A 26,364-nucleotide genomic window follows, 5' to 3' on the forward strand; every position below is an offset into this window, starting at 1 on the left:
GGTCATCGGTTGCGCACCACGGAGTACCGCCCGGTCGGGCCGGTGTCACCCGCGCGGGTCATCCGGTGTGGTCGGTCCCGCCGGTCTCGGCCGGTGCGTCGGCGACCCGGGACCGCTGGCGCAGCCACAGCAGGCCGAGCACCGGGAGCAGCAGCGGGACGTACCCGTAGCCCTGCCCGTAGCCCGACCACACGGTGGCGTCCGGGAACGCCGCCGGGTCCAGCAGCGAGAGCGTGCCCACCACCAGCACGCCGGCCAGTTCGATCGAGCAGGCGACCACAGCGGTGCGCCGGCCACCGCGACCACCGCGGGCCAGTCCGACCGTGGCGATCACGTAGACCACCGCGGCGACGGCCGACAGCAGGTACGCCAGCGGCGCCTCGTCGAACTGCGTCGACAGCTGGACCGCCGCTCGTGCACCCGCGGCGAGGGCGAACACCCCGTAGAGCGCGACCAGCACCCGCCCCGGGCCGCGGATCGTGCCCGGCTCGGCGGACGTCCCCTCCGCGGCCGGCCGGCCCAGCGCACCGCCGTCAGCCACCGGTGACCTCCCACAGGTCCAGCAGTCGCCAGAGCATCACGGCGACGGCCAGCGCGGCGACCCCGAGCACCGTCCCCGCCCAGCGGGTCGGATCGGATCGGGCCCAGAGCAGCCCGGCGATCGGCAGCAGCACCACGCTGAGCAGGTAGGCGAGGAACGTGGGCAGGTCCTCGGGCCGGTCCCCGCCCGCGAGCGCGGCCACCGCCACGCCGAGCTGCACCAGCAACAGCAGCTCCAGCAGCCCGGTCCCGGCCAGGTGTGCGGTGCCGATCCGGCGCCGCAGCGCCGTGCTGAGCCCACCGAGGGCGGCCAGCACGACGGCGACGACGGTCGCGGCGACGACGAGCGGTGTGCTCACCGGTGGCGGCCGGTCAGGATGGGTGGCACGCCCCCATCCTGCCCGGCGGCCGGATCAGCGGTGCACGGTGGACATGTCCGGGTACCGGTCACCGGCCGCGGCCCCGGCCGGGGCGGCCTCGTCCAGCGCCCGCAGGTCCTCCTCGGTGAGGACGACGTCGGCGGCGGCCGCGTTCTCCTCCAGGTACCGCACCCGCTTGGTGCCCGGGATCGGCACGACCGCCGGGGCGCCGGCCCGGCCCGACTGGGCCATCACCCAGGCCAGCGCCAGCTGGGTGGCGGTGACGCCCTTGGCCTCGGCGAGCTCGCGGACCCGGTCGACGAGCTCCAGGTTCCGGATGAACGCCGCCCCCTGGAAACGGGGGTTGCGCCGGCGGAAGTCGTCGGGATCGAGGTCGTCGATGCTGCGGATCTGCCCGGAGAGGAAGCCGCGGCCGATCGGCGAGTAGGCGACGAAGCCGATGCCCAGCTCGGCGCAGGTGGCCAGCACGCCGTCCTCCTCCGGGTCGCGGGTCCACAGCGAGTACTCGGTCTGCAGCGCGGTGACCGGCAGCACGGCGTGCGCCCGGCGGATGGTGTCGGGCGCGGCCTCGGAGATCCCCGCGTGCCGGATCTTCCCGGCCTCCACCAGCTCGGCCAGCGCGCCCCAGGTCTCCTCGATCGGCACGGTCGTGTCGACCCGGTGCTGGTAGTAGAGGTCGATGACGTCGACGCCCAGCCGCTGCAGCGAGGCGTCGCAGGCGCGGTGCACGTACTCGGCGCGGCCGTTGATCCGGAGGAAGGAGCCGTCCTCGCCGCGCTCGTTGCCGAACTTGGTGGCCAGCACCACCTCGTCGCGGCGGCCGGCGATGGCCTGGCCGACGAGGCGTTCGTTGGTGAAGGGGCCGTACATGTCGGCGGTGTCGAGGAACGTGACGCCGAGGTCGAGGGCCCGGCCGATGGTGCGCTCGGCCTCCGACTGGTCCCCGGTGCCGTAGAACTCGCTCATCCCCATGCAGCCCAGACCCTGGGCGGAGACGGTCAGGTCGCGGAGCATGCGTGTCTGCATGGCCCCACCCTGCCCGCCGGCGAGCGTGCGCAACCCGGGCAGGGTGGTGACCAGCGCCTGGTTCCACGTGGAACGCGCCGGAAACGGCGGTCACCTACGGTGGGCGGGTGACCAGCGCACCCCGGAGGTTGGCCGGCCACCGCACCCGTAAGGCGACACCCGCGTCGCTCACCAGCCGGTCGTGGCAACAGCCCGCGGCGCACGAGCGGCAGGGGATGCAGGGCGACGTCGTCCTGGACATGGGCTGGGGCCGGCTGGTGTTCGGGCAGACGTTCGCCGACCTCTCCGGTGTGCTCACCGCGCTCCGGGCGGAGGAGTCCGGACGCCGGGACATCTGCGTCTATCCGTGGGACCCGCAGGTGCTCGTGGGCATGGCCCCCGACGAGCTGTTCATCGACCCCTCCTTCGTCTACCGGCTGCCGCTGCACCGCTACCGGCCCCGTGAGGAGGTCATCCGCGGCGTCTTCGTGCGCACGGTGACCTCCGCGGCCGAGATGGACCGGATCAACGAGCTGTACGCCCGCGCCGGCATGGTCACCGGCGACGCCGCCACGATGTGGCGCAACCACCGCACCCGCACCTTCACCTACCTGGTCGCCGAGGACACGCGCACCGGACAGGTGATCGGCACGGTCACCGGCGTCGACCACCAGCTGGCGTTCGGCGACCCCGACGGCGGCGCGAGTCTGTGGTGCCTGGCCGTCGACGCGCAGGACGCACCGGCCGGCGCCGGCGAGGCGCTGGTGCGGGTGCTCGCCGAGCGGTACGCGGCCCGCGGCCGGGCGCACCTGGACCTGTCGGTCATGCACGACAACCGCGCGGCGATCGCGCTCTACCTGAAGCTGGGCTTCTCCCGGATCTCCGCGGTCTGCGTCAAGCGGAAGAACCCGATCAACACCCCGCTGTTCGCCGCTCCCCCGCCCGGCCTGAACGAGCTCAACCCCTACGCGCGGATCATCGCCGACGAGGCGCTGCGCCGCGGGATCCGGGTGGAGGTCACCGACGCCGAGTTCGGCGAGCTGCGGCTGGCGCTGGGCGGGCGCTCGGTGCTCACCCGGGAGTCGCTGTCGGAGTTCACCTCGGCGGTGGCGATGAGCCGGTGCGACGACAAGCGGGTGACCCGCCGGATCATGGACCGTGCCGGCGTCCGGGTGCCGCGGGGTGCCGTGGTGTCCGACGGCGCGGACGCCGCTGCCCGGCAGCTGCTGGCCGACTGCGGTGCCGTGGTGGTCAAGCCGGCCCGCGGGGAGCAGGGCAAGGGCATCACCGTCGGCGTCCGCGACGAACCGTCGCTGGAGCGGGCCCTGGCGCTGGCGGTGCAGTACTGCCCTGACGTCCTGGTCGAGGAGCTGGTCGCCGGGGACGACCTGCGGGTCGTGGTGATCGACCACCGGGTGGTCGCCGCCGCACTCCGCCGGCCGGCCGAGGTGGTCGGCGACGGCCGGCAGGACGTGGCCGCCCTGGTCCGGGAGACCAGCCGCCGCCGGCAGCGGGCCACCGGCGGGGAGTCGAGCATCCCGCTGGACGACGCCACCGCCGAGGTGGTCGCCGACGCCGGGCACGCCATGGACGACGTCCTCCCGCGGGGCGAGCGGCTGCGGGTGCGGCGCACGGCGAACCTGCACACCGGCGGCACGATCGACGACGTCACCGACCGGCTGCACCCCGACATCGCGGCGTCGGCCGTGCGGGCCAGCCGGGCCATCGGCATCCCCGTCACCGGGCTGGACTTCATGGTCCCGGACGTCGCCGGGCCCGAGCACGTGTTCATCGAGGCCAACGAGCGGCCCGGGCTGGCCAACCACGAGCCCCAGCCGACCGTGGCGCGCTTCGTCGACCTGCTGTTCCCCGAGACCCGTGGGGTGGGCCGCTGACCGGCTACGTCGCCGCCGCCCTCGGCGGGGTGCTCGGTGCGCTGGCCCGCTGGGGCCTGGCCGAGGTGCTCCCCTCCCCCGCGGGCGGCTGGCCGTGGGCCACGCTGCTGGTCAACCTCACCGGGTGTGCGCTGATCGGCGCCCTGCTGGCCGTCCTGCTGGCCCGGCACCCGGACTCCCCCTGGCTGCGGCCGTTCCTGGTCACCGGGGTGCTCGGTGGGTACACGACGTTCTCCACCTTCGCGGTCGAGACCGTGCAGCTGGTCGAGGACGGCGCCGTCCTCCTGGCCGGCGGCTACGTGCTGGTGTCGGTGATCGGGGGCGTGCTGGCGGTGGTCGTCGGGCTGACCGCCGGCCGCGCGGTGGTGAGCCGGTCGTGACGGCGCTGTGGGTGGCGCTGGGGGCGCTGGCCGGGGCACCGCTGCGGCTGTTCGCCGACCGGGTGGCCACCGCCCGCCGGGGCCGGGGCAGCGTGCTGGGGACCCTGACCGTCAACGTGCTGGGCAGCGCCGTCCTCGGGGTGCTGCTGGGCCGGTCCGACGTCTCCCCCGCTGTCCTCGCCCTGGTGGGCACCGGCTTCTGCGGCACGCTCACCACCTTCTCCACCTTCGGCTGGGACGTCGTCCGGCTGGTGGAGGAGCGCGCCGTGCTGCGGGCGCTGGGCTACGTCACGGCGTCCTTGCTGCTCGGGCTGGGCGCCGCGGCGACCGGGTTCCTGCTCTCCCGCTGAGCCGCGGTGCGCACCAGGTGGGCTCCGTCACCTAGGGTCTGGGCGGATGAGTGGATCAACGCGCACCGGAGGAGATCAGGTGGAGGCCGACAGCCCGGTGGTGGTGGTCGCCAACCGCCTGCCCGTCGATCAGGTGACCGACCCCGACGGGACGACGCGGTACCAGCGCAGCCCCGGCGGCCTGGTCACCGCCCTCGAGCCGTTCGTCGCCGGCCGCGGCGGCGCCTGGGTCGGTTGGTCCGGCGCTGCGGGCGACGCCCCGGACCCCTTCGAGTCCGGTGGCATGTCGCTGGTGCCGGTGCCGCTCACCGAGGAGGAGGTGGACCGCTACTACGAGGGGTTCTCCAACGCCTCGCTGTGGCCGCTCTACCACGACGTCGTCGAGAAGCCGGAGTACCACCGCAAGTGGTGGGACGCCTACGTCCAGGTCAACAAGCGGTTCGCCGACCGGGCCGCCGAGGTGGCCGCCGAGGGCGCGATCGTCTGGGTGCACGACTACCAGTTGCAGCTGGTCCCGGCCATGCTGCGGCAGCAGCGCCCCGACCTGACCATCGGCTTCTTCCTGCACATCCCCTTCCCGCCCTACGAGCTGTTCACCCAGCTGCCGTGGCGCTCGGCCATCATCGAGGGGCTGCTCGGTGCCGACCTGATCGGCTTCCAGCAGCCGTCGGCGGCCAGCAACTTCATCAACCTGGCCCGGCGGCTGCACGACCTGCCGTACAAGGGCAACGCCATCTCCTACGAGGGCCGCACGGTCACCGCCAAGGCGTTCCCGATCTCCATCGACGTGTCCGCCTTCGACGACCTCGCCCGCAGCCCGGAGGTGCTGGCCCGGGCCGCGGAGATCCGCGAGGAGCTGGGCCAGCCGGACAAGATCGTGCTCGGCGTCGACCGGCTCGACTACACCAAGGGCATCGGGGTGCGCCTGGAGGCGTTCGAGGAGCTGCTCGAGGACGGCGCCCTGGAGGCCCCCTCGACGGTCCTGGTGCAGGTGGCCACCCCCAGCCGCGAGCGGGTCGAGCACTACGTGACGATGCGCGAGACGATCGAGCAGCAGGTCGGGCACATCAACGGCGTCTACGGCTCGATGGCCGGGCCGGCCGTGCACTACTTCAACCAGTCGATGCCCCGCGAGGAGCTGGCCGCGATGTACCGGGCGGCCGACGTCATGCTCGTCACCCCTTATCGCGACGGCATGAACCTGGTCGCCAAGGAGTACGTCGCCGCCCGCGGTGACGACGGTGGCGTGCTGGTGCTCAGCGAGTTCGCCGGGGCCGCCGCCGAGCTCAAGCAGGCACTGCTGGTGAACCCGCACGACATCGCGGGGGTGAAGGCCCAGCTGCTGCGCGCGCTGCGGATGGAGCCGGCGGAGAGCGCCAAGCGGATGAAGGCGATGCGCCGGCACATCACCAAGCACGACCTCGACCACTGGGCCAGCTCCTTCTTCGAGTCGTTGCAGGCCCAGGCGTGAGTCCGTCCCTGGACGCCGCCCTGGCGCAGGCACTGGACCACCTGGCCTCGTCCCGGCCGCTGCTGCTGGCCAGCGACTACGACGGCGTGCTGGCCCGGCTGCGGGACGACCCGGCGGCGGCGGTGCCCGAGCCGGGCGTCGGCGACCTGCTGGCCCGGCTGGCCGCCGTCGACGGGGCGACCGTCGCCCTGGTGAGCGGACGAGGGGTCGCTGACCTGCAGGCCACCAGCGGGCTGACCGGACCGTTCCGCTGGGTGGGCAGCCACGGCGCGGAGTTCGACGGGCCGCTCACCGGTGACCTCGCCGTCCGCCGTGACGAGCTGGCCGCGGCGCTCGCCCCGCTGGTCGAGGCCGTCCCCGGCGCCCGGCTGGAGCACAAGCCGGCCAGTGCCGCGGTGCACGTGCGCACCGTCGCCGACCGTGCCGCAGCCTCCCGGCTGCTCGCCGAGGTCGCCGCCGGCCCCGGTGCCGACCCGGCGCTCACCGCCAAGCCGGGCAAGGACGTCCTGGAGCTGGCGGTCACCGACGCCGACAAGGGCTCGGCCCTGGTCCGGCTGCGTGCGGAGCTGGGTGCCCAGGGGGTGCTGTACCTCGGGGACGACGTGACCGACGAGGACGGCTTCCGCGCCCTGGCCCCCGACGGCGTCACGGTCAAGGTCGGTGACGGTGACACCGCCGCGGCCCACCGGGTGCCCGATCTGGACGGTGTGCGCGCCGTCCTCGAGTGGCTGGTCACCGCCCTGCACGCCTGAACGCAACCGTCTCACCGGCCTCACCAGGCCCTTTCCGTTCCCTTCTCCCCCACTGTGACCGTCGGCCCCCCGGGTCGGCGGTCACAGTCGTTCCCGGTGCTGCCGATTCGTCACATCACGCCGTGGTCTCGCCGTCTGACCTGGTCGGACGCTGATCCGCGGCCATTGTCGACATGGGCATGAAACACCATTTCTGACCCATGAAATGGCAATCAAGAAAAGGCGAGTGCTCGCATGGAGTTCACCTTCAGGTGGTCCGGCGGGCGCCGATGAAGCCATCGCTGTGCGGGGCACGCCCCACGGCGCACCAACGGGAAGAGGCAGGCGTGGAAGGTCTGGACGACATCGTCGAGGAGTTCCTCGTGGAGAGCCACGAGAACCTCGATCAGCTGGACCAGGATCTGGTCGCACTGGAGCAGGACCCCCGTTCGCGGGACCGGCTCTCGAGCATCTTCCGGACCATCCACACGATCAAGGGCACCAGCGGCTTCCTGGCCTTCAACCGGCTGGAGGAGGTCGCGCACGTCGGGGAGAACCTGCTCTCCCGGCTGCGGGACGGCGCCCTGGAGCTGACCCCGGTCCGCACCGACGCACTGCTGCAGATGGTCGACACCATCCGGGCCCTGCTCGCCGCCATCGAGGCCTCCGGTGGGGAGGGCTCCGTCGTGGTCGCGGACACCGTCGCCACGCTCAGCGCCGTCCTCGAGGACGCCCCCGCCCCGGTCGCCGCGCCCGAGCCGGAGCCCGCACCGGCCACGGCCGAGGTGCCGGTCGAGGTGCCGGTCGAGGTGCCGGTCGAGGCCCTGGCGGCCCCGGCCGAGCCCGCTCCCGCCAAGCGCGCCGCCGCCAAGAAGGCGCCGGTCAAGAAGGCCGCGCCGAAGACCCCCCGTGTGCCCAAGGCCGCCGCACCGGCCGTCCCGAAGCCGGCTCCCGTGCCGGCCGCCGAGATGCTCCCGGCCGCACCGTCCGCGCCGGCTCCGGCCGTCGACGTCCCGAAGGAGGTCCCCATGGAGGTCCCGGTGGCCGAGGCCCCCGCCCTGCCCCCGACCGCGGCCGAGGCCGTCCCGGAGCCCGGCGAGGAGCGCGCCGGCGCCCAGCCCGGCCGGCGGGCCGTGGCCGACAGCACCATCCGGGTCGACGTCGACCTGCTCGACGCCCTGATGCTGCTCGTCGGTGAGCTCGTGCTCACCCGCAACCAGATCGTCCAGTACGTCGGCCGGCAGACCGACCAGGACCTGGTCCGGGCCTCCCAGCGGCTGAACCTGATCGCCAGCGAGCTGCAGGAGGGCGTCATGAAGACGCGCATGCAGCCGATCGACCACATCTGGAGCAAGCTCCCCCGCGTCGTCCGCGACCTCGGTCTGCAGTGCGGCAAGTCGGTCCGCCTGGAGATGGAGGGCCGGGAGACCGAGCTGGACAAGACCCTGCTCGAGGCGGTCAAGGACCCGCTGACCCACCTGGTCCGCAACTCCGTCGACCACGGCGTCGAGCCGGCCGGGGTCCGCACGGCCGCCGGGAAGCCGGCCGAGGGCGTGCTGACCCTGCGGGCCCGGCACGAGAGCGGCCAGGTCGTGGTCGAGGTCGCCGACGACGGCGCCGGTATCGACCCGGTGAAGATCGGCGCCAAGGCCGTCGAGCGCGGGCTGCTCACGCCGGACGCGCTGTCCCGGATGAGCCCCGCCGACATCCTGCAGCTGGTCTTCCTGCCCGGTTTCTCCACTGCCGCTGCGGTCACCAACGTCTCCGGCCGCGGCGTCGGGATGGACGTGGTCAAGACCAACATCGAGTCCATCGGCGGCACGATCGAGGTCGAGTCGGTGCCCGGGCGCGGCACCTGCACCCGGCTCCGGATCCCGCTGACCCTGGCGATCGTCCCGGCACTGACCATCGAGTGCGCGGGCGACCGCTACGCCATCCCGCAGATCAGCCTGCAGGAGCTCGTCGCCCTGGACGCCGAGAAGGCCGCAGCCGCCGTCGAGGAGGTCGGTGGGGCGTCGGTCTACCGGCTCCGTGGCGAGCTGCTCCCCCTGGTGCACCTCGCCGACGTCCTGGGCCTGCCCTCCGACCGGCACGACGGCCACGTGGTCATCGCGGTGCTCCGCTCGGAGGGACGCCGGTTCGGGCTGGTCGTCGACCGGGTCATCAACACCGAGGAGATCGTCGTCAAGGCGGTCGGCGGCCAGATGAAGGCCATCGGGCTGTACTCCGGGGCCACCGTGCTCGGGGACGGCGCCGTCGCGCTCATCCTCGACGTCCAGGCGCTCGCCCGCCGGGCGCTGCGCGCCGAGACCGCCGAGCGCCAGGAGGCCCGCGTGGCCGCCAGCGTCACCATCGCCGTCCAGGAGCGCCAGCGGATGCTGCTCGCGGCCATCGGCGGCGGCCGGCGGGTCGCCATCCCGCTGGACACCGTCACCCGGCTGGAGCAGGTGCGCAGCGAGACCGTCGAGCGGGTGGGCTCCCGTGAGGTGGTCCAGTACCGCGGCGCGATCCTGCCGATCGTCCGGCTCGACCGGCACCTGGGCGCGTTCGGCGACAACGAGCGGGAGACGCTGGAGGTCATCGTCTACGCCGACCACGGGCGCAGCGTGGCGATCGTGGTCGAGGAGATCCTCGACATCGTCGACGGCGAGGCCTCGGTGCACAGCGACATCGACGACCTCGGACTGCTCGGCTCGGCCGTCATCGGCGACCGCGTCACCGAGCTGCTCGACGTCCGGGCGGCCATCCTCGCCGCCGACCCGGCGTTCTACACCACGGCCCCGGCCGCCTTGCCCTCCCCCGATGCGTTCGCCGTCGACGGCGCCGGGTTCCCCGCCCCCCTGATGGAGGTCTGACATGAGCACCGCGACCGAGGCCTGGACCGTGCCGGCGACCAGTCAGCTCGCCACCTTCTGGCTGGACGGCGACCTCTACGGCGTCGAGGTCGAACACGTCCAGGAGGTGCTGCGCAGCCAGAGCATCACCCGGGTGCCGCTGGCACCGCCGGCCGTCGCCGGGCTGATCAACCTGCGCGGCCAGGTCGTCACCGCGATCGAGCTGCGGGAGCGGCTCGGCAGGCCGGCCCGCCCCGAGGGTGAGCAGCCCGTCGTGATCGTGGTCCGGCTGCACGGCGAGGCGGTCAGCCTGCTGGTCGACAGCATCGCCGACGTCGTGGACGTCGACGTCCGCGACTTCGAGGCCCCGCCGGACACGCTCGACGGTGCGGCCCGCGAGCTGATCCGGGGCGCCTACAAGCTCTCCGGCCAGCTCCTCCTCGCCCTCGACGTGAACCGCGCCGTCGGCACCTGAACGACCGCACCACCGCACCGCATCGCACCGCCACCCGATCCCCTCCCCTACCTGGAGACAGTCCATGAGCACCACAGCTCTTCCCCCTCGGCGGCTCGGGTGGTTCGCCGACCGACCGATCGGCGTCAAGATCGGTGCGGTCATCACCCTGCTCGCCGTCGTCGTCCTCGGCACGAACGCGCTGGCGATCGGCCGGATCAACGACATGCGCGCCGGCCAGGAGGCGATCTACACCGAGAACCTCAAGCCGTTGAACGAGCTGGCGGCCATCCAGCGGGCCGTGGCGGCCTACCGCTCCCGCGTCCTGCAGTACCCCGTCTACTCCGTCGCGGACCGCCCGAAGATCACCGAACAGGCACAGGGGAAGCTGGCCGACCTGCGGGCCGCCTCGGACGCGTACACCCCCCACGCCGTGAACCAGGCTGCTCTCGACACCTTCGAGGCGTCCTTCGGTCAGTTCGTCCAGCTCAACGAGACCCAGCTGGTACCGGCCGCCGACGCCGGTGACCTGGCGAGGTTCGGCCTGGTCTACCAGAACACCGCCGCCCAGATCGTCATCGACTTCTCCCAGGCGATGGAGGACGAGGGCGTGGCCCAGTCGGAGGTGGCCGCCGCCCGCAACGCCGAAGCCGCCGCCGCCGCCGATCGTGCGATCACGAACCTGCTCGTGGTGGCACTGATCGGCATCCTGGTCGCCGGCGGCCTCGGAGTCCTGGTCGTCCGCCGGATCCTGGCGACCGTCCGCTCCGTGCAGACCTCCGTCCAGGCCATGGCCGACGGTGACCTGACCGTGCTGCCCGAGGTGCGCGACCGGGACGAGATCGGCCAGATGGCCGAGTCGCTCGCCGCCGCCCAGACCAACCTGCGTTCGGTGATGGCCTCCGTGGTCGCCTCGTCCGATGCGGTCGCGGCCGCCTCGGAGGAGCTGTCGGCGTCCTCGGCGCAGATCTCCGCCTCGGCGGAGGAGACGTCGGCGCAGTCCGGGGTCGTCTCGGCTGCTGCCGAGGAGGTCAGCCGGAACGTGGCGACGGTGGCTGCGGGTGCGGAGGAGATGGGGGCGTCGATCCGGGAGATCTCCCAGAACGCGAACGAGGCGGCGCGGGTGGCGGCGCAGGCGGTGGCGGAGGCGGAGACGACGAACGCGACGGTGATGAAGCTGGGTGACTCCTCGCGGGAGATCGGGAACGTGATCAAGGTGATCACCTCGATCGCGGAGCAGACGAACCTGCTGGCGCTCAACGCCACGATCGAGGCCGCCCGGGCCGGTGAGGCCGGCAAGGGGTTCGCCGTCGTCGCGAACGAGGTGAAGGAGCTGGCGCAGGAGACGGCGCGGGCGACGGAGGACATCGCCCGTCGGGTGGAGGCGATCCAGGGTGACACCTCCGGTGCGGTGTCGGCGATCGGTCGGATCAGCGAGATCATCGGGTCGATCAACGACTTCCAGCTGACCATCGCCAGCGCGGTGGAGGAGCAGACGGCCACGACCAACGAGATGTCCCGGTCGGTGCAGGAGGCCGCCGGCGGTTCCACCGAGATCGCCACGAACATCACCGGCGTCTCCACGGCGGCGTCCTCGACCACGCAGGCGCTGGGGCAGACCCGGCAGGCCGTGGACGAGCTCTCCCGCATGGCCAGCGACCTCCGCACGACGGTGGCCCGCTTCTCCTACTGACGACTCTCCCGCCGAGAGGCCCGAACCGCACGACTTCCGCGGCCGCTGTCTCGCCCCCTTCCCCGGGCGAGGCAGCGGCTGCGGTCATGTCCCGGCACCCCGCCCCCACACGAGCCCCCGGGGGGGCGCATCGAGTGACAGCTGAGCGGGCTTCCCAGCGGATTGATGCCCGCTCAGCTGTCACTCGACGGAGCGCGGCCGTGGGCTGGCGTCCGAGTCGACAAAGGGCCGCGGGGTGTCGGTCATCGACCATTCTCCACGCCTTTCCGCAACACGCCGCATGCATCGGTACCGCGCATTACCGGATCCTCCACCATGGCCCACGAACGACCCTCGGGGAATGTCAGGACGACGCCGTCCGAACCGATCCGAGGTGTTCCACTCCCCCGCCGATCCGGAGAACGCAACACCTCTCTCTGGAACGGGTGCAATCGGTCCCATCCATCTCGATCCCGCCTTGCCCGTTCCAGATCAGGAGACCCGCCATGCGCTCCCCCGCCCCGACCGGCCCGTCGAATTGGTTCGCCGACCGCCGGCTCGCCGTGAAGTTCGGCCTCATGATCGGCGTCGTCGTCCTGGCCTTCGGTGTGCTGGTGACCGCGACGCTGTCCTCGAACGCCACCGTCCGGGACGCCAGCGCGCGCCTGGCGGAGCTGGACGAGGCGGCCGAGCTGGTGCTGCAGCTGGACACCCGGGCCAGTGAGCTGAAGGTGGACGGCCTCAAGGCCCTGGTGAGCCCCACTCCCGCCGACCAGATGGTCGACGTGACCGACGACGTCGCGACGGCGGACGCGCTGCTGGACGAGCTCCGGGGCGTCCCGCTGACCGGGGCCAGCGCCGCGGCGGCAGCTGCCGTGCAGTCGACCTTCGGCGACTACCAGGAGGGGCTCAGGGCCTTCGTGCAGGCGGCCGTGGCCGACCAGGTCGGCATGCGGGCCCGCTTCGAGGAGATCCAGGTCGCCAACGACCTGACGGACGGGGCTGTCGGCGAGGCCAAGGACGCGCTGGCCGCGGAGTCCGCGGTCGCCCAGGCCGAGCTGGACGCCGCGATCACCCAGGGGGCCCGCACCACGGAGATCGCCGCAGCCCTGGGGCTGGTGGTGATCCTGGTGATCTGCCTGCTCACCCAGCGTTCGCTGGCCCGTCCGTTGCGGCAGGTCCAGGCATCACTGGAGGCCATGGCGACCGGTGACCTGACCGTGGACGCCGGCGTCTCGTCCCGGGACGAGGTCGGCCAGATGGCGGTCGCGCTGGGCACCGCGCAGGAGCACCTGCGTGCGGTGATCGCCTCGGTCGCCGCGTCCTCGGATGCGGTGGCGGCTGCCTCGGAGGAGCTGTCGGCGTCCTCGGCGCAGATCTCCGCCTCGGCGGAGGAGACCTCGGCGCAGTCCGGGGTCGTCTCGGCGGCGGCGGAGGAGGTCTCCCGCAGCGTGGCGACGGTGGCGGCGGGTGCCGACGAGATGAGCTCGGCGATCCGGGAGATCAGTCAGAGCGTGAACGAGGCCACCCGGGTCGCCGCCCAGGCCGTGGGCGAGGCGGAGACCACCACGCAGACCATCACCAAGCTCGGCACGTCGTCGCAGGAGATCGGTGCGGTGGTGAAGGCGATCACCTCGATCGCGGAGCAGACGAACCTGCTGGCGCTGAACGCCACGATCGAGGCAGCCCGGGCCGGTGAGGCCGGCAAGGGCTTCGCCGTCGTCGCCAACGAGGTCAAGGAGCTGGCGCAGGAGACGGCGCGGGCGACGGAGGACATCGCCCGTCGGGTGGAGGCGATCCAGGGTGACACCTCCGGTGCGGTGTCGGCGATCGGTCGGATCAGCGAGATCATCGGGTCGATCAACGACTTCCAGCTGACCATCGCCAGCGCGGTGGAGGAGCAGACCGCCACGACCAACGAGATGTCGCGGTCGGTGCAGGAGGCCGCCGGCGGTTCCACCGAGATCGCCACGAACATCACCGGCGTCTCGGCGGCAGCCACCTCGACCACCGAGGCGCTGGGGCAGACCCGGCAGGCCGTGGACGAGCTGTCCCGGATGGCCAGCGACCTGCGGGGGAGCGTGTCCCGCTTCACCTGGTGACAACACTCGGCCGTCATCGTCCCGGGGTGTCGTGGTGACCCGCGGCGACCATTCCGAGATGTCGACAAAGGCGCACCGACAACCGGTTGATGCACTTTTGTGTCGCACCCGATGCGACACGCAAAGAAAACGACACCTTGCATTACCGGATCGATCACCATGGTCCTCACTCGCCGATCGCGGACGAATGCGAATCGGTGGAGCGAGCGGTCAGGTCACCGGGCCGACCCTTCCCACCGCACAGTGCACGCACCCTCAGGAGAAACACATGTCCGTCAGCCCGCTGGCCCGCTCCCGTTCGTTGTGGGGCGACCGCACCGTCAAGACCAAGGTGCTCGCCTCGGCGGGCTTCGCCGGCGTGGTCGCCGCCGGCATCGGCATCATGGGGATGACGGCGCTCAGCGCCTCGGCGGCGTCCGCCGAGCAGCTGTACACGGACAACACGCTCGGCGTCGCCCGCGCCGCCGACCTGGACGCCCTGGTGGGCGACATGCGGGTCAATCTCCGCGACACCATCCTGGGGGCCGACCCGGCGGAGAACATCGCCGCGATCGAGACGCTGGGTGCCGACTTCCAGTCCGCTGCGGACGCCTACCGGGAGGTGACGGCGAGCCCGGAGAAGCTGGCCCTCCTCGATGAGGTGACCGAAGAGATCGATGCGTACGTCGCCTTCCAGCAGGACGTCCTGGTCCCGCTCGCCCAGGCTCAGGACTTCGCGGGCTGGATGAGCCGCAACGCCACCGAGGGCACCCCGCTCGTCACGGCGGCCGAGGCGGAGATCCGTGAGCTCCGCGACCTGGAGTCGGCGGAGGCGAAGCAGGCCGCCGCGGACGTCCGGGCCGACTACGAGTCCCAGCGCACCGTCGACATCGTCTTCATGGTCGTCGGCATCGGCATCGCCCTCGCTCTCGGCTGGGTCGTCGCCACCGGGGTCGCCCGGGCCACCGGGAAGGTCAAGTACGTCGTGGAGGGTCTCGCCCAGGGCGACCTGACCCGGACCAGCGGGCTGACCACCCGCGACGAGCTGGGCCAGATGGGTCAGGCACTGGACGCCGCGATCGACAGCCTGCGCGGGGTGATGGCCTCGGTGGTGGCGTCCTCGGATGCGGTGGCGGCTGCCTCGGAGGAGCTGTCGGCGTCCTCGGCGCAGATCTCCTCTTCGGCGGAGGAGACCTCGGCGCAGTCCGGGGTCGTCTCGGCTGCTGCCGAGGAGGTGTCGCGGAACGTGGCGACGGTGGCTGCGGGTGCGGAGGAGATGGGGGCGTCGATCCGGGAGATCTCCCAGAACGCGAACGAGGCGGCGCGGGTGGCGGCGCAGGCGGTCGCGGAGGCGGAGACGACGAACGCGACGGTGATGAAGCTGGGTGACTCCTCGCGGGAGATCGGGAACGTGATCAAGGTGATCACCTCGATCGCGGAGCAGACGAACCTGCTGGCGCTGAACGCCACGATCGAGGCAGCCCGGGCCGGTGAGGCCGGCAAGGGCTTCGCCGTCGTCGCCAACGAGGTCAAGGAGCTGGCGCAGGAGACGGCGCGGGCGACGGAGGACATCGCCCGTCGGGTGGAGGCGATCCAGGGTGACACCTCCGGTGCGGTGTCGGCGATCGGTCGGATCAGCGAGATCATCGGGTCGATCAACGACTTCCAGCTGACCATCGCCTCGGCGGTGGAGGAGCAGACCGCCACCACGAACGAGATGTCCCGGTCGGTGCAGGAGGCCGCCGGCGGTTCCACCGAGATCGCCACGAACATCACCGGCGTCTCGGCGGCAGCCACCTCGACCACCGAGGCGCTGGGGCAGACCCGGCAGGCCGTGGACGAGCTGTCCCGGATGGCGAGCGACCTGCGGGGGAGCGTGTCCCGCTTCAGCTTCTGATCCGCTCCACCGAACAGCAGGGCCGCACGGACCTCAGGTCCGTGCGGCCCTGCTGCGTTCCCCACCCGGTCACCCGTGGGGCATGTCGACTCGTCGTCCCTGGCCGATGGTCTTCGACCTTTCTGCTGGTCAGCGCCGCGACACGCCCAGAGGGTCAGCGACTGGGCCGGCCTGGTGCCCGACGATCTGCCGGACGAGACCGAGTCACATGCGCCCCACGGGGCCCACGCGTGACCGGCCGCCACGCCACCGACCGACGGACCGGTCGGGCCGGCTCGAGCCCAGGAGGCCCCTTCGTGAGCGCACCATCCGTCCTCGCCCGGTTCCGGCTGCGCGGGATCATGGCCAAGATCGTCGCCGCTGTGGGGCTGGCCGTCGTCGTGGCCGTCGGGGTCGGCCTGGTCGGGCTGGGCAGCCTGGGGGAGTCGGCGGACACCACCGAGGCCATGTACCAGGACGAACTGGTCGGCACGGTCGACGTCGAGGCCGTGCGGGGCGAGGTCTACGCGCTGCGGCTGTCGGCCGTGAACTACGCCGTCGCGACCGACCCGATGGAGAAGCAGGGCTACATGGGCGATCGGCAGGCCGCCTACCAGGGCCTGGCGCGGGCGGCCTCGCACTACCTGGCGACCCAGCCGACCGCGCGGAGCCGCGAGCTGATCGACCACGCGCTGGCCGAGGTGAACGAGTTCAAGGCCGTGATGCCCGGTCTCGACGACCTGGCCGACGCAGGGGACCTGGCCGCGTGGTCGCAGGCCCGCTCCACCCAGGCCGACCCGATCGCCGAGTCGATCCTGGCCGACCTGGACGAGCTCGCGACGCTGCGCCAGGACAACGCAGCAGCGAGCGCGGCCGATGCGCGGGCGTCCTTCCAGGAGACGCGCTGGGTGCTGATCGGGGTGATCGTGGCCGGAGCCGCCGCAGCGCTGGCGATCGGCGTGCTGGTGGCCCGCCGGATCACGACCGGGCTGCGCCGGGTGCAGCACGCCGCCGAGGGCCTCGCCGCCGGCGACCTGACCCGCACCGCCGCCGTGGCCTCCGGGGACGAGGTGGGCCGGACGGCGGTGGCGCTGGACGGCGCGATGACCCAACTGCGGTCGGTGATGGCCTCGGTGGTCGCGTCGGCGGATGCGGTGGCCGCGTCGTCGGAGGAGCTGTCTGCCTCGTCGGCGCAGATCTCGTCCTCGGCGGAGGAGACCTCGGCGCAGTCCGGGGTGGTGTCGGCGGCGGCGGCGGAGGTGTCGCGGAACGTGGCGACGGTGGCGGCGGGTGCGGAGGAGATGGGTGCGTCGATCCGGGAGATCAGCCAGAACGCGAACGACGCGGCGCGGGTGGCGGCGTCGGCGGTGAGCGAGGCGGAGGCGACGACGGCGACGATCACGCAGCTGGGGATCTCCTCCAAGGAGATCGGTGCGGTGGTCAAGACGATCACGTCCATCGCGGAGCAGACGAACCTGCTGGCGCTGAACGCCACGATCGAGGCCGCCCGGGCCGGTGAGGCGGGCAAGGGGTTCGCGGTGGTGGCCAACGAGGTGAAGGAGCTGGCGCAGGAGACGGCGCGGGCGACGGAGGACATCGCCCGTCGGGTGGAGGCGATCCAGGGCGACACCGGCAAGGCGATCGAGGCCATCGGCGGGATCAGTGCGGTGATCGGGTCGATCAACGACTTCCAGCTGACCATCGCCTCAGCGGTGGAGGAGCAGACCGCCACGACGAACGAGATGTCGCGGTCGGTGCAGGAGGCCGCAGGCGGGTCGACGGAGATCGCCACCAACATCACCGGGGTCTCGGCGGCGGCCAGCTCGACGACGCAGGCGCTGGGGCAGACCCGGCAGGCCGTGGACGAGCTGTCCCGGATGGCCAGCGATCTGCGGGGGAGTGTGGCCCGCTTCACGTACTGAGGAACGCGTTTGAACAGATCGTGACGGGGCACTGACCGTCCGGCAGCAACGCGCCGAGGTCGCCTGCTCGCTGTCCTGCGAGCGGGTGACCTCCGCGTGGCGCTGCGGCCCGGGCTGCCAGCACGATGGCCTGACCACTTCCCTGGAGGCGACGTGCCCTACTCCCTGGTCAGCGCTGCGACGCTCGGCTTCGACCTCGTCCGTCTGCCCGCTGGTGGCCAGGTCGCCGACGTCCTGGTGACCGGCATCGGTGCCGATGCCGCCACCCTGCACCGGATCGCTGCCGCGCACCCCGCCGCCGGCCGCCCCGACGACGAGCGCGCGGCCCTCGCCGTCCGCGCCCGCCGGGCCCACGAACTGGCCGCCGGCGGCGTCCCGCAGCTGCGCGACCTGACCGCCCCGGCCGGCGAGGACCGGTCCGCCCGCCTGGTCGCCCTGCTGGAACGCGGCACGATCGGCAACACCCCCGCCCTGGAACGGCTGGTGCGCGACGACGTCCTCGGCCCGGACCACCCCGTCGTGGCCGACCTCGACCCGGCGGTGACGACCCAGGCCGCTGATGTGCTCGCCGATGCGGCCACTGGGTGGTGGGCCTCGGACGCACTCGACGGACCGACCCGGCAGGAGCTCACCAGCCCCTTCGCGACCGCGACCGCCTGGGAGCCCGGTCCGCGACCGGACCTCGGCCCCGCGGCCCCGGGTGTCGCTGCCTTCTTCGAGGAGCTGCGCGGGCTGGACGAGCCCGGGCGCCGGCGGTGGCGGCTGGCCGTCGACGCCGGGCGGGCCCAGCGACGTCCCTGGGCTGCGGCGATGCACGGCGCCTCCTGGGCCGCGCACGTCTCCGGTCGCACCCGCACCCTGGCCGCCGTCCAGCTGATGACCGTCGGGGTCTTCGCCGAGGCCGGCTTCTCCCCCCGGGACGGCGCCGAGGGCGTCTGGAACGCACTGGCCGGCTGCGTGCAGGGCCTGGCGATGGCCGACCTGCTGGACGAGGAGTCCCTCGCCGTGCTGGGTGGCCCCTGGGCCGCGGTGACCGGGAGGTCCCTCCCTCTCGAGGGGTGAATCGCGCTCGATCTGCAGGACACGTCCGAATCCGCTCAAGGCCCGGCACGGGATGCCGATACAGGTCTGGAGCGGCCCACCGGCCGGCACATCGGCTGCGGGGGAACGCGTGGAACAGATCAGGGTGATGGTCGTCGACGACTCCGTCGTCGTCCGCAAGATCGTGACGGACGTGCTGTCCGAGGACCCGATGATCACGGTCGTCGGCACGGCACCGAACGGCCGGCTGGCCGTGGCCAAGCTCGAGCAGCTCAAGCCCGACCTGGTCACGATGGACATCGAGATGCCGGAGATGAACGGCATCGAGGCGGTGCGCGCGATCCGCAGCCGGGCCGGCGGTCAGACGTACAGCCGGGTGCCGATCATCATGTTCAGCACGCTGACCGAGCGGGGTGCCTCCGCGACCCTGGACGCGCTGTCCGCCGGTGCCAACGAGTACGTGACCAAGCCGGCCAACGTCGGCAGCGTCGCCCAGTCGATGGAGAGCGTGCGCCAGCAGCTCATCCCCAAGATCAAGGCCCTCACCGGCCGGCCGATGACCAGCGGCCCTGCGGCCGCCCCGGTCGCCGCGCCGGTCGCCGTCCGCCCGCCGGCGGCGCGCACCCGCGCTCCCAAGGAGCCGGCCGTGCTCGTGATCGGCTCCTCCACCGGTGGCCCCGAGGCGCTGACCAAGGTGCTGCCGCTGCTGCCGGCGTCCCTCCCGGTGCCGGTGCTGCTGGTGCAGCACATGCCCCCCGTCTTCACCCGCCAGTTCGCCCAGCGGCTGGACCGGCTCTGCCCGCTCACGGTGGTCGAGGCCACCGACGGCAGCCCGCTCGTGCCCGGCACCGTGCACATCGCCCCCGGTGACTTCCACCTGACCGTGGGCACCAGCGGGGCCAACAAGCGGACGGCGCTGAACCAGGCACCGCCGGAGAACTTCTGCCGGCCGGCCGTCGACGTCCTCTTCCGCTCGGCCGTGGCCGCCTTCGACGGCGCCGTGCTCGGCGTCGTGCTCACCGGCATGGGCTCGGACGGGCGCATCGGCGCCGGACAGATCCGGGACGCCGGCGGCACGGTCGTCGTCCAGGACCAGGCCACCTCGGTGGTCTGGGGCATGCCCGGTGCGGTCGCCCAGGCCGGCTTCGCCGACGAGGTGCTGCCCCTGGACCGCGTCGCCGAGGCGATCGTCCGGCTCCTCCCGACCCCACGTCCGGCCGCCAGCTTCGCCGCTGCCCGGGCCGCTGCCCCGATGGGAGGCCGACGATGACCCTCACCGCCACGAGCTTCGACTGGGTGCGCCAGCTGGTGCACCGCGAGAGCGCGATCGTCCTGCAGCCCGGCAAGGAGTACCTGGTCGAGGCCCGGCTGCTGCCGATGGCCCAGCAGCGCGGCATGGCCGGGGTGAGCGAGCTCGTCGAGTCTGTCCGCAAGACCCCCGACCCGGCGGTCACCCGGCGGATCGTGGAGGCCCTGACCACGAACGAGACGTCGTGGTTCCGGGACGGCGACCCGTTCACCTCCTTCACCGGCACGGTGCTGCCGCAGCTGCTGGCCGCCCGCCGGCCCGACGAGCGGCTGCAGATCTGGTCGGCGGCCTGCTCCAGCGGGCAGGAGGCCTACACGATCGCCATGCTGCTGGCCGACGCGCTGCCCAACGCCCCCACCCGGGTGTCGATCACCGCGACCGACCTGTCCCAGAAGATGGTGGAACGCACCCGTGCCGGCCGGTTCAGCCAGCTGGAGGTCAACCGGGGTCTGCCCGCCACGATGCTGGTGCGGCACTTCACCCGCAGTGGGAACGAGTGGGAGATCGCCCCGGCGCTGCGCCGGATGATCACCGCGAGCGAGTGCAACCTCGCCGCCCCGCTGCCCAGGATGGGCCCGTTCGACGTGGTCTACCTGCGCAACGTCCTCATCTACTTCGACCTGCCCACCAAGCAGGCGATCTTGACCCGAGTCCGCCAGCTCATGCGCCCTGACGGGTGGCTGTTCCTGGGTGCGGCGGAGACCACGCTCGGTGTCGACGAGAACTGGGAGCGGGTCGTCCTCGGCCGCGGCTCCGCCTACCGTCCGCGAAAGGGAACCTGACCGTGCGAGCTCTGGTGATCGACGATTCCCGCGCCATGCGCCGCATCGTCGGCAGCATCCTCAAGGACTTCGGTTTCGAGGTGCGTGAGGCCGGAGACGGCCAGCAGGCCCTCGACGCGCTGCAGGAGGGGAAGGCCGAGGGCTGGGTCCCCGACCTCTGCTGCATCGACTGGAACATGCCGGTGATGGACGGGCTCCAGTTCGTCGTCGCCGTCCGCGCCAACCCCGAGCTCCGCCAGGTGACGCTGATGATGGTCACCACGGAGAGCGAGACGGGCCGGATCGTCAAGGCGCTGGCCGCCGGCGCCCACGAGTACCTGATCAAGCCGTTCACCGCCGACGCGCTCCGCGACAAGCTGGCGCTGCTCGGCCTGCTCCCCGAGGAGGTGTCCGCGTGACCCTGCAGGAAGCCCAGCCGATCACCGCGCTGCTGGACCCGGAGACGGTGCAGAGCATCGCCGACGAGATCTGGCCGACCCTGGTCGGTGACGGTGAGGCGTTCGTCCCCGTCCCGGTCGCACCGCCGGCCGAGGTGGTCAGCGCGTGGGTGACGATCACCGGCCCGTGGAACGGCGCCGTCGTCCTCACCTGCGCCCCGGCGACCGCCGGGGCGCTCGCCGAGAGCGTGCTGATGACCCGCCCACCCACGGTCGTGGACGACGAGGACGTCGCCGACGCGCTCGGCGAACTCGCCAACGTACTGGGCGGCAACATCAAGTCCGTCCTGCCGGGGCCCTCCAGCCTCGGCCTCCCCCAGATCGGTTCCGCGCCCGCCACCGGGCGGCTGGACGACGTCTGCCGCGTCAACGGTCAGTGGCGCGGACAGTCCCTGACCATCACCGTGCAGGGCGCCACCGAGGCGCTGCACCCGAGCGGAACTGAGGTGCCGCAGTGAAGATCCTGGTGACCGACGACAGCCGTGTCATGCGGCAGATCGTGATCCGCACCCTCCGTCAGGCGGGCTACGACGACCACGACATCGTCGAGGCCGTCGACGGACGCGACGCGTTCGAGAAGGTCGGGTCGGAGAAGCCCGACCTGGTCCTCTCGGACTGGAACATGCCCGAGATGTCCGGCATCGAGTGCCTGGAGGCGCTGCGCGCCGCCGGCTCGCAGGTGGCCTTCGGCTTCGTGACCTCGGAGGGCTCCCCGGAGATGCGGGAGAAGGCGGCCAACGCCGGCGCCCTCTTCCTCATCGCCAAGCCGTTCAACGAGGACACCTTCAAGGACGCCCTGGACGGGGTGATCGCATGACCGCACCGGCCCCGGCCGTCCTGCCCAACCCCAAGGACGTCCGCGACCTGCTCGAGGGGCTGTTCGGCAAGGACGTGTCGGTCTCCCCGGGCGACCCGGTGTCGCTCAACGACAAGCCGGCCGTCGCCGTCTACGTGGACCCGACGATGGCCACCACCGCCCTCTGCCTGGTCGACATCCGGCTCGCCGCCTGGCTCGCCGGGGCGCTGGCCCTGCTTCCCAAGGGCGGGCTCGAGGACGCCATCGACGAGGGCGAGCTCTCCGACATGCACCTGGAGGTCGTCTACGAGGTGGTGAACGTGGCCGCCGCGCTGTTCAACGGCGGGGGCGTCAACCACTCGAAGCTGCACAAGCTGCACGCTCCGGGGGAGTCGATCCCGGGGGACATCGCCGGCCTGGCCGCGGCGTTCAACCGGATCGACCTCAAGGTCGACGTGGCCGGCTACGGCTCGGGGAACATGTCCATCGTGATGGCGCACTGACGCCCACGACCGACCAGCAGGACCCAGCGACCAGGGGAGCGGGACCGGGCGAGAGGCCCGGACCCGCTCCCCTGGTCGTGTCCGGGGACGGTCAGCGGCCGCGCGCGGCCGCCTCGCGGACCGCGTCGGTGATCGCCCGGACGCCCTCCTCGGCCCACAGCACCGAGTCGTGGTCGGTGTCGGGGACCTCGCGGGCGGTGACGTGGGCCTCGCCGAGCTGCATCGGCTCCAGCCGCACCTCGTCGTAGAGGCCGGGCACCTCGCCCTGCATGCCGCGGGTGGCCCAGAGCAGGATCGCTGGCACCGGGAGGTCGGTGGTGGCCTCGAGCACCACCTGGTTGCGGAGCATGTCCGCGCCGTCGACCCGGACCGCCTCGTGCGCCACCGCGCTGCGCAGCTCCGGCGGGGTGCCGGTGAGGTCGCGGACGAAGAACGCCGATGCCGGCGGGTGGTCGACCCACCGGCCGATCGTCGGGTGCTCGGACCAGAACTCCCGGACGGCCGGCAGGTCGGGGAAGGTCTGGTCCAGTCGGTCCAGGCTGGCCCCGAGGAACGCGCCGAGCATCGAGTCGGTGTCCGCGGCCGGCGGGACGGCGAAGGGGAGGCCGCCGTCGACCAGCACCAGCCCGTGCACCATGTCCCGGGCCACCCCGGCGGTGGCCAGCGCGGCCACGAAGCCGCCCATCGAGTGGCCGACCAGCACCGCGGCGTCGGCACCGGCCTCGGCGTCGGCACCGAACCGGTCCAACAGTGCGGCGATGTCCGCGGCGTGGACCGAGAGGCCGTAGGGGCCGGGGAGGTCTGCGCTGCCGGCGCGGCCCCGCAGGTCGGGTGCGACCACCTCGCACTCGCCGGCCAGGGCGGCGGCGACCGGGCCCCAGACCGCGGCGTTGCCGGTGATCCCGTGCACCAGCACGACCAGCGGTGCTCCGGGGGCGTCGGCGGCCCAGTACAGGGCGGCGAGCTCGCCGCCCTCGACGGGGACGGTGATCTCCTCGGGGGAGCGGGCGTCGGCAGGGGTGCTCACCCCGGCCACCCTGCCGTCCCGACGGCGAGGTTGCACGTGGAACACGACCCGAACGGGTGCCGGACTACTCCGGGGCGTGGCGGAGCAGGTAGCGGCCGAAGTGCGGGACGGTGAAGGCGATCTGGCCGCGTTCGGCGGAGTAGACCAGGCCCTTCTTGATCAGCGAGTCCCGGGCGGGGGAGAGGGAAGCCGGCTTGCGGCCCAGCGTCACCGCGACGTCCGAGGTGCCCACCGCGGCGCCGCTCGGCCCGCCCAGATCGGCCATGGCGTGCATGTACTCCCGCTCGGCCGGGGTGGCCCGGTCGTAGCGGGACCCGAAGAAGCCGACCGCGAGCTCGGCCTCGGCGGCCGGTGCGGCCATCGCGACGTCGTCGGCGGTGATGGGGGAGGCCGCGGCGACGTCCCAGGTGACCTTGCCGTAGGCCTGCACGAAGTAGGGGTAGCCGTCGGCGGCGGCATAGAGGGCGTCCAGCGCCTCGGTGTCGAACGCGACGTCCTCCCGCTCGGCGGGGGCCAGCAGTGCCCGGTCGGCGGCGTCCCGGTCCAGCCGGTCGATCCGCAGGTAGCGGAAGAGCCGCTCCGAGTAGCTCTTGGAGGCGCTCAGCACCGCGGGCAGGTGGGGGAGCCCGGCACCGACGACGATCAACGGCGAGCCCTGCTGGGAGAGCTCGTGGCACGCCGCGCAGATCGCCGAGACGTCGTCGGTCTGCACGTCCTGCATCTCGTCGATGAACAGCGCCACGCCCTTGCCGACGTCGGCGGCGAGGCCGGCCACGTCGCTGAGCAGCTCGACCAGGTCGATCTCCATGTCCCCGGAGTCGGCGCGCCCGGTGCTGGCCGGGACGTCGATGCCCGGCTGCCAGCGGTCGCGCACCTTCGCATCGGCGGGTGCCTGGCGCTGGGCGAACGCCTTGAGGGTGCCCAGGACGGCGTCGGTGGACTCCTGGTCGGGGTGGCGCAGCTCGCGCAGTGCCATGTGCAGGGCGGCCGACAGCGGCCGGCGCAGCGACTGGTCCGGGCGGGCCTCGATCTTGCCGGTGCCCCAGCCGCGGGTGATGGCCGCGGAGCGCAGCTGGTTGAGCAGCACGGTCTTGCCGACGCCACGCAGCCCGGTGAGCACCAGCGAGCGCTCCGGCCGGCCGCGGGCGATCCGTTCGAGGACGACGTCGAAGGCCGACAGCTCCGTGTCCCGGCCGGCCAGCTCGGGCGGGCGCTGCCCGGCGCCGGGGGCGTACGGGTTCCGCACGGGGTCCATGTCGAGCACCCTATGTCGTTGTCTTGCCGCAGCGGTAGAAACCGTTAGACGACGGCATCGACCGCCGTCTCGATACCCGTCTGGCGCTGTCTAGTGTCAGCGGTAGACGAGCACATACAGCGTCAGAGGGCCTCCGCGATGGACGTCACGCTACCACGTCGTTCGAACGTGCGTTCGAATCGGAGGACCGGCGTCAGGCCTCGGGCTGTCGGGCACCTGCCGCCCGTCGGCGGCCTCGGGACACGCCGAGCACGACGAGGGCCAGGGTGAGCGGCACCACGCTGACCAGCAGCGGGACGCCGCCGTCCCCGTCGGCCGCGCCCACGGTCGCCCCGATGCTCACGTGCAGCACGGTGCCCGGCACCAGCCCCAGGGCGCTGCCGGCCAGATGGTCCCGCCACCGCATGCCGGACAGTCCGGCGGCGTAGCTGACCACGGTGAACGGCGCGATCGGCGTCAGCCGGCCGACCAGCACCGCGAGGAACCCGCGCTCGGACAGCCGGGCGTCGACCCGGGCCAGCCGCGGCCCGGCCAACCGGGTGACCGCCTCCCGGCCGAGCCGGCGGGCCACCAGGAACCCGGCGGCGGCGCCGAGGACGCCGCTGGTCAGCGCCAGCGCGAGCCCGCCCCAGAACCCGGCGAGGACGCCGGCCAGCAGGGAGAGCGCCGTGCGGGGCACCGGCGCGAGCGTGGCCAGCGCCAGGCCGACGACGAGGACGGCCCAGCCGAGGGGGCCGACGTCGCCGAGCCAGTCGCGGAGCGTGGCGACCTCGGGGAGGTCGGCCGTGAGGGCGACGGTGCAGCCGGCGGCGATCAGGGCGACCAGCAGCAGGGCGCGGCGCACGGTCCGGGCGGGCAGGCGGCGCGGCTCGGCGTCCGGCCGGCGGGGCGCCGGGGCTGGGTCCTGCGTCGGCGCACTGGTCACCGCTGCAGTCTCCCAGCGCAGCGCCCCGCCGGGAGCCGACTCCCGACGGGGCGCGCGATGACCGGTCCGGGCGGGCGCCTCTCGGCGAGTGGTCGCACGAGGCGACGAGGGGGGGTGGAGCCCGGGGCTCCGACCGGACCGGCACCCACCACAACGCCCGGGGTGCTCGATTGTTCCCCACCGGATCGCGTGACATGTACCGCTGTCAGGATCGTCCACGGGTGTCTGGCCGCGGCACGAGAGTCGGTCACACGGCCCGAGTCCCACGGAAGGTGATCGCTGGGCGCTACCGTGCCGCCGTGGCCACGATCGGGAAGTTCGCCGTCCGCGTCGTCGTGCTGGCGGCGATCATCTACGCCGTGACGCGGCTCGTCGACGGGATCGAGGTGATCGGCAACCCGACCGGGTTCTTCGGCGAGACCGGCACCTACCTGTGGGTCGCGCTGCTGTTCGCGCTGGTCAACTCCATCATCGGGCCGATCGTCCGGCTGCTGGCGCTGCCGTTCGTGATCCTCACCCTCGGCCTGTTCCTGCTGGTCATCAACGCGGCGATGCTCGGCCTCACCGCGGTGCTGTCCGACCGGTTCACCGTGGACGGCTTCCTCGCCGCCCTGTTCGGCGGGTTCCTCATCGCCCTCTTCAGCTGGATCGCCGAGCTGGTGCTGCCCTTGAAGGTGCGCGGCCACTAGCGTCGGCGA

At 72.7% G+C, this 26,364-nt stretch carries 25 protein-coding genes; 19 read left to right on the forward strand and 6 right to left on the reverse strand.

What is annotated here, in order from left to right:
* Nucleotides 1–58: 58 nt before the first annotated feature.
* From O2V61_RS10615 to O2V61_RS10625, 3 genes are read right to left on the reverse strand one after another with little or no spacing between them, the layout of a single operon-like run.
* Complete coding sequence (locus tag O2V61_RS10615) at nt 59–541, reverse strand: hypothetical protein (RefSeq protein ID WP_269183277.1); 483 nt, start codon at nt 539–541, stop codon at nt 59–61.
* Complete coding sequence (locus tag O2V61_RS10620) at nt 534–899, reverse strand: hypothetical protein (RefSeq protein ID WP_269183278.1); 366 nt, start codon at nt 897–899, stop codon at nt 534–536. The genes O2V61_RS10615 and O2V61_RS10620 overlap by 8 nt, the downstream gene beginning before the upstream one ends.
* Before the next feature lie 54 nt (nt 900–953).
* On the reverse strand, nt 954–1,946 hold the full coding sequence (locus tag O2V61_RS10625; protein ID WP_269183279.1) for an aldo/keto reductase: 993 nt from the start codon (nt 1,944–1,946) through the stop codon (nt 954–956).
* 107 nt (nt 1,947–2,053) lie between these two features.
* On the opposite strand from O2V61_RS10625, the gene ngg reads away from it, so the two are divergent.
* The 18 genes from ngg (at nt 2,054) to O2V61_RS10715 (ending at nt 22,459) form a co-directional block, all read left to right on the forward strand.
* On the forward strand, nt 2,054–3,820 hold the full coding sequence (ngg, locus tag O2V61_RS10630; protein ID WP_269183280.1) for an N-acetylglutaminylglutamine synthetase: 1,767 nt from the start codon (nt 2,054–2,056) through the stop codon (nt 3,818–3,820).
* A complete protein-coding gene (gene crcB, locus O2V61_RS10635) occupies nt 3,817–4,200 on the forward strand; it encodes a fluoride efflux transporter CrcB (RefSeq protein WP_269184262.1) in 384 nt (127 codons plus the stop codon). The genes ngg and crcB overlap by 4 nt, the downstream gene beginning before the upstream one ends.
* Complete coding sequence (locus tag O2V61_RS10640) at nt 4,197–4,550, forward strand: fluoride efflux transporter FluC (RefSeq protein WP_269183281.1); 354 nt, start codon at nt 4,197–4,199, stop codon at nt 4,548–4,550. Before crcB ends, O2V61_RS10640 begins: the two co-directional genes overlap by 4 nt.
* A gap of 79 nt (nt 4,551–4,629) precedes the next feature.
* The gene (locus tag O2V61_RS10645; protein ID WP_269183282.1) at nt 4,630–6,021 is read left to right on the forward strand and encodes an alpha,alpha-trehalose-phosphate synthase (UDP-forming); all 1,392 of its coding nucleotides are present in this window, start codon (nt 4,630–4,632) and stop codon (nt 6,019–6,021) included.
* Nucleotides 6,018–6,773 carry a trehalose-phosphatase gene (otsB, locus tag O2V61_RS10650; RefSeq protein ID WP_269183283.1) on the forward strand — a complete coding sequence of 252 codons (756 nt, stop codon included), beginning with the start codon at nt 6,018–6,020 and terminating at the stop codon, nt 6,771–6,773. Before O2V61_RS10645 ends, otsB begins: the two co-directional genes overlap by 4 nt.
* Before the next feature lie 326 nt (nt 6,774–7,099).
* Nucleotides 7,100–9,607, forward strand: coding sequence for a chemotaxis protein CheA (locus O2V61_RS10655; protein WP_269183284.1), 2,508 nt, complete (start codon nt 7,100–7,102; stop codon nt 9,605–9,607).
* Between the two features lies 1 nt (nt 9,608).
* Entirely contained in the window at nt 9,609–10,061 is a 453-nt protein-coding gene (locus tag O2V61_RS10660) for a chemotaxis protein CheW (protein WP_052090872.1), read from the forward strand.
* 64 nt (nt 10,062–10,125) lie between these two features.
* On the forward strand, nt 10,126–11,733 hold the full coding sequence (locus tag O2V61_RS10665; RefSeq protein ID WP_269183285.1) for a methyl-accepting chemotaxis protein: 1,608 nt from the start codon (nt 10,126–10,128) through the stop codon (nt 11,731–11,733).
* Nucleotides 11,734–12,218: 485 nt separating this feature from the next.
* Nucleotides 12,219–13,814 carry a methyl-accepting chemotaxis protein gene (locus O2V61_RS10670; protein WP_269183286.1) on the forward strand — a complete coding sequence of 532 codons (1,596 nt, stop codon included), beginning with the start codon at nt 12,219–12,221 and terminating at the stop codon, nt 13,812–13,814.
* Between the two features lie 268 nt (nt 13,815–14,082).
* Nucleotides 14,083–15,690: a methyl-accepting chemotaxis protein gene (locus O2V61_RS10675; RefSeq protein ID WP_269183287.1), complete on the forward strand. Its 1,608-nt coding sequence runs from the start codon at nt 14,083–14,085 to the stop codon at nt 15,688–15,690.
* Between the two features lie 341 nt (nt 15,691–16,031).
* Nucleotides 16,032–17,591, forward strand: a complete 1,560-nt coding sequence (locus O2V61_RS10680) for a HAMP domain-containing methyl-accepting chemotaxis protein (protein WP_269184263.1) — start codon at nt 16,032–16,034, stop codon at nt 17,589–17,591.
* A gap of 153 nt (nt 17,592–17,744) precedes the next feature.
* Nucleotides 17,745–18,653, forward strand: a complete 909-nt coding sequence (locus O2V61_RS10685) for a hypothetical protein (protein ID WP_269183288.1) — start codon at nt 17,745–17,747, stop codon at nt 18,651–18,653.
* A gap of 109 nt (nt 18,654–18,762) precedes the next feature.
* Nucleotides 18,763–19,902 carry a protein-glutamate methylesterase/protein-glutamine glutaminase gene (locus O2V61_RS10690; protein ID WP_269183289.1) on the forward strand — a complete coding sequence of 380 codons (1,140 nt, stop codon included), beginning with the start codon at nt 18,763–18,765 and terminating at the stop codon, nt 19,900–19,902.
* Nucleotides 19,899–20,723 (forward strand): CheR family methyltransferase, encoded by an 825-nt coding sequence (locus tag O2V61_RS10695; protein ID WP_269183290.1) that lies wholly within the window; start codon nt 19,899–19,901, stop codon nt 20,721–20,723. The genes O2V61_RS10690 and O2V61_RS10695 overlap by 4 nt, the downstream gene beginning before the upstream one ends.
* Nucleotides 20,724–20,737: 14 nt before the next feature.
* Complete coding sequence (locus O2V61_RS10700; RefSeq protein WP_269183291.1) at nt 20,738–21,121, forward strand: response regulator; 384 nt, start codon at nt 20,738–20,740, stop codon at nt 21,119–21,121.
* Nucleotides 21,118–21,618: a chemotaxis protein CheX gene (locus O2V61_RS10705; RefSeq protein ID WP_269183292.1), complete on the forward strand. Its 501-nt coding sequence runs from the start codon at nt 21,118–21,120 to the stop codon at nt 21,616–21,618. The genes O2V61_RS10700 and O2V61_RS10705 overlap by 4 nt, the downstream gene beginning before the upstream one ends.
* The gene (locus tag O2V61_RS10710) at nt 21,615–21,977 is read left to right on the forward strand and encodes a response regulator (protein ID WP_269183293.1); all 363 of its coding nucleotides are present in this window, start codon (nt 21,615–21,617) and stop codon (nt 21,975–21,977) included. The genes O2V61_RS10705 and O2V61_RS10710 overlap by 4 nt, the downstream gene beginning before the upstream one ends.
* Nucleotides 21,974–22,459: a hypothetical protein gene (locus tag O2V61_RS10715; protein WP_269183294.1), complete on the forward strand. Its 486-nt coding sequence runs from the start codon at nt 21,974–21,976 to the stop codon at nt 22,457–22,459. The genes O2V61_RS10710 and O2V61_RS10715 overlap by 4 nt, the downstream gene beginning before the upstream one ends.
* A 91-nt stretch (nt 22,460–22,550) precedes the next feature.
* Here O2V61_RS10715 and O2V61_RS10720 read toward each other — a convergent pair whose 3' ends face one another.
* The 3 genes from O2V61_RS10720 to O2V61_RS10730 all read right to left on the reverse strand — a co-directional run bounded on the left by O2V61_RS10720 (nt 22,551) and on the right by O2V61_RS10730 (nt 25,666).
* Entirely contained in the window at nt 22,551–23,486 is a 936-nt protein-coding gene (locus tag O2V61_RS10720; protein WP_269183295.1) for an alpha/beta fold hydrolase, read from the reverse strand.
* Nucleotides 23,487–23,550: 64 nt separating this feature from the next.
* Nucleotides 23,551–24,741, reverse strand: coding sequence for an ATP-binding protein (locus tag O2V61_RS10725; protein ID WP_269183296.1), 1,191 nt, complete (start codon nt 24,739–24,741; stop codon nt 23,551–23,553).
* A gap of 193 nt (nt 24,742–24,934) precedes the next feature.
* Nucleotides 24,935–25,666, reverse strand: coding sequence for a TVP38/TMEM64 family protein (locus O2V61_RS10730; RefSeq protein ID WP_269183297.1), 732 nt, complete (start codon nt 25,664–25,666; stop codon nt 24,935–24,937).
* A 299-nt stretch (nt 25,667–25,965) separates the two neighbouring features.
* On the opposite strand from O2V61_RS10730, the gene O2V61_RS10735 reads away from it, so the two are divergent.
* On the forward strand, nt 25,966–26,355 hold the full coding sequence (locus tag O2V61_RS10735) for a phage holin family protein (protein WP_269157770.1): 390 nt from the start codon (nt 25,966–25,968) through the stop codon (nt 26,353–26,355).
* The last annotated feature ends 9 nt before the right edge of the window (nt 26,356–26,364 follow it).

This window comes from Modestobacter sp. VKM Ac-2985 (genome assembly GCF_026967925.1).
Taxonomy (GTDB): domain Bacteria; phylum Actinomycetota; class Actinomycetes; order Mycobacteriales; family Geodermatophilaceae; genus Modestobacter.

Coding starts and splice junctions, on each gene's coding strand:
- O2V61_RS10625 (WP_269183279.1), bottom strand. CDS start 1,946: ATGCAGACACGCATGCTCCGCGACCTGACCGTCTCCGCCCAGGGTCTG.
- O2V61_RS10660 (WP_052090872.1), top strand. CDS start 9,609: ATGAGCACCGCGACCGAGGCCTGGACCGTGCCGGCGACCAGTCAGCTC.
- O2V61_RS10665 (WP_269183285.1), top strand. CDS start 10,126: ATGAGCACCACAGCTCTTCCCCCTCGGCGGCTCGGGTGGTTCGCCGAC.
- O2V61_RS10670 (WP_269183286.1), top strand. CDS start 12,219: ATGCGCTCCCCCGCCCCGACCGGCCCGTCGAATTGGTTCGCCGACCGC.
- O2V61_RS10675 (WP_269183287.1), top strand. CDS start 14,083: ATGTCCGTCAGCCCGCTGGCCCGCTCCCGTTCGTTGTGGGGCGACCGC.
- O2V61_RS10680 (WP_269184263.1), top strand. CDS start 16,032: ATGGCCAAGATCGTCGCCGCTGTGGGGCTGGCCGTCGTCGTGGCCGTC.
- O2V61_RS10695 (WP_269183290.1), top strand. CDS start 19,899: ATGACCCTCACCGCCACGAGCTTCGACTGGGTGCGCCAGCTGGTGCAC.
- O2V61_RS10715 (WP_269183294.1), top strand. CDS start 21,974: ATGACCGCACCGGCCCCGGCCGTCCTGCCCAACCCCAAGGACGTCCGC.
- O2V61_RS10725 (WP_269183296.1), bottom strand. CDS start 24,741: ATGGACCCCGTGCGGAACCCGTACGCCCCCGGCGCCGGGCAGCGCCCG.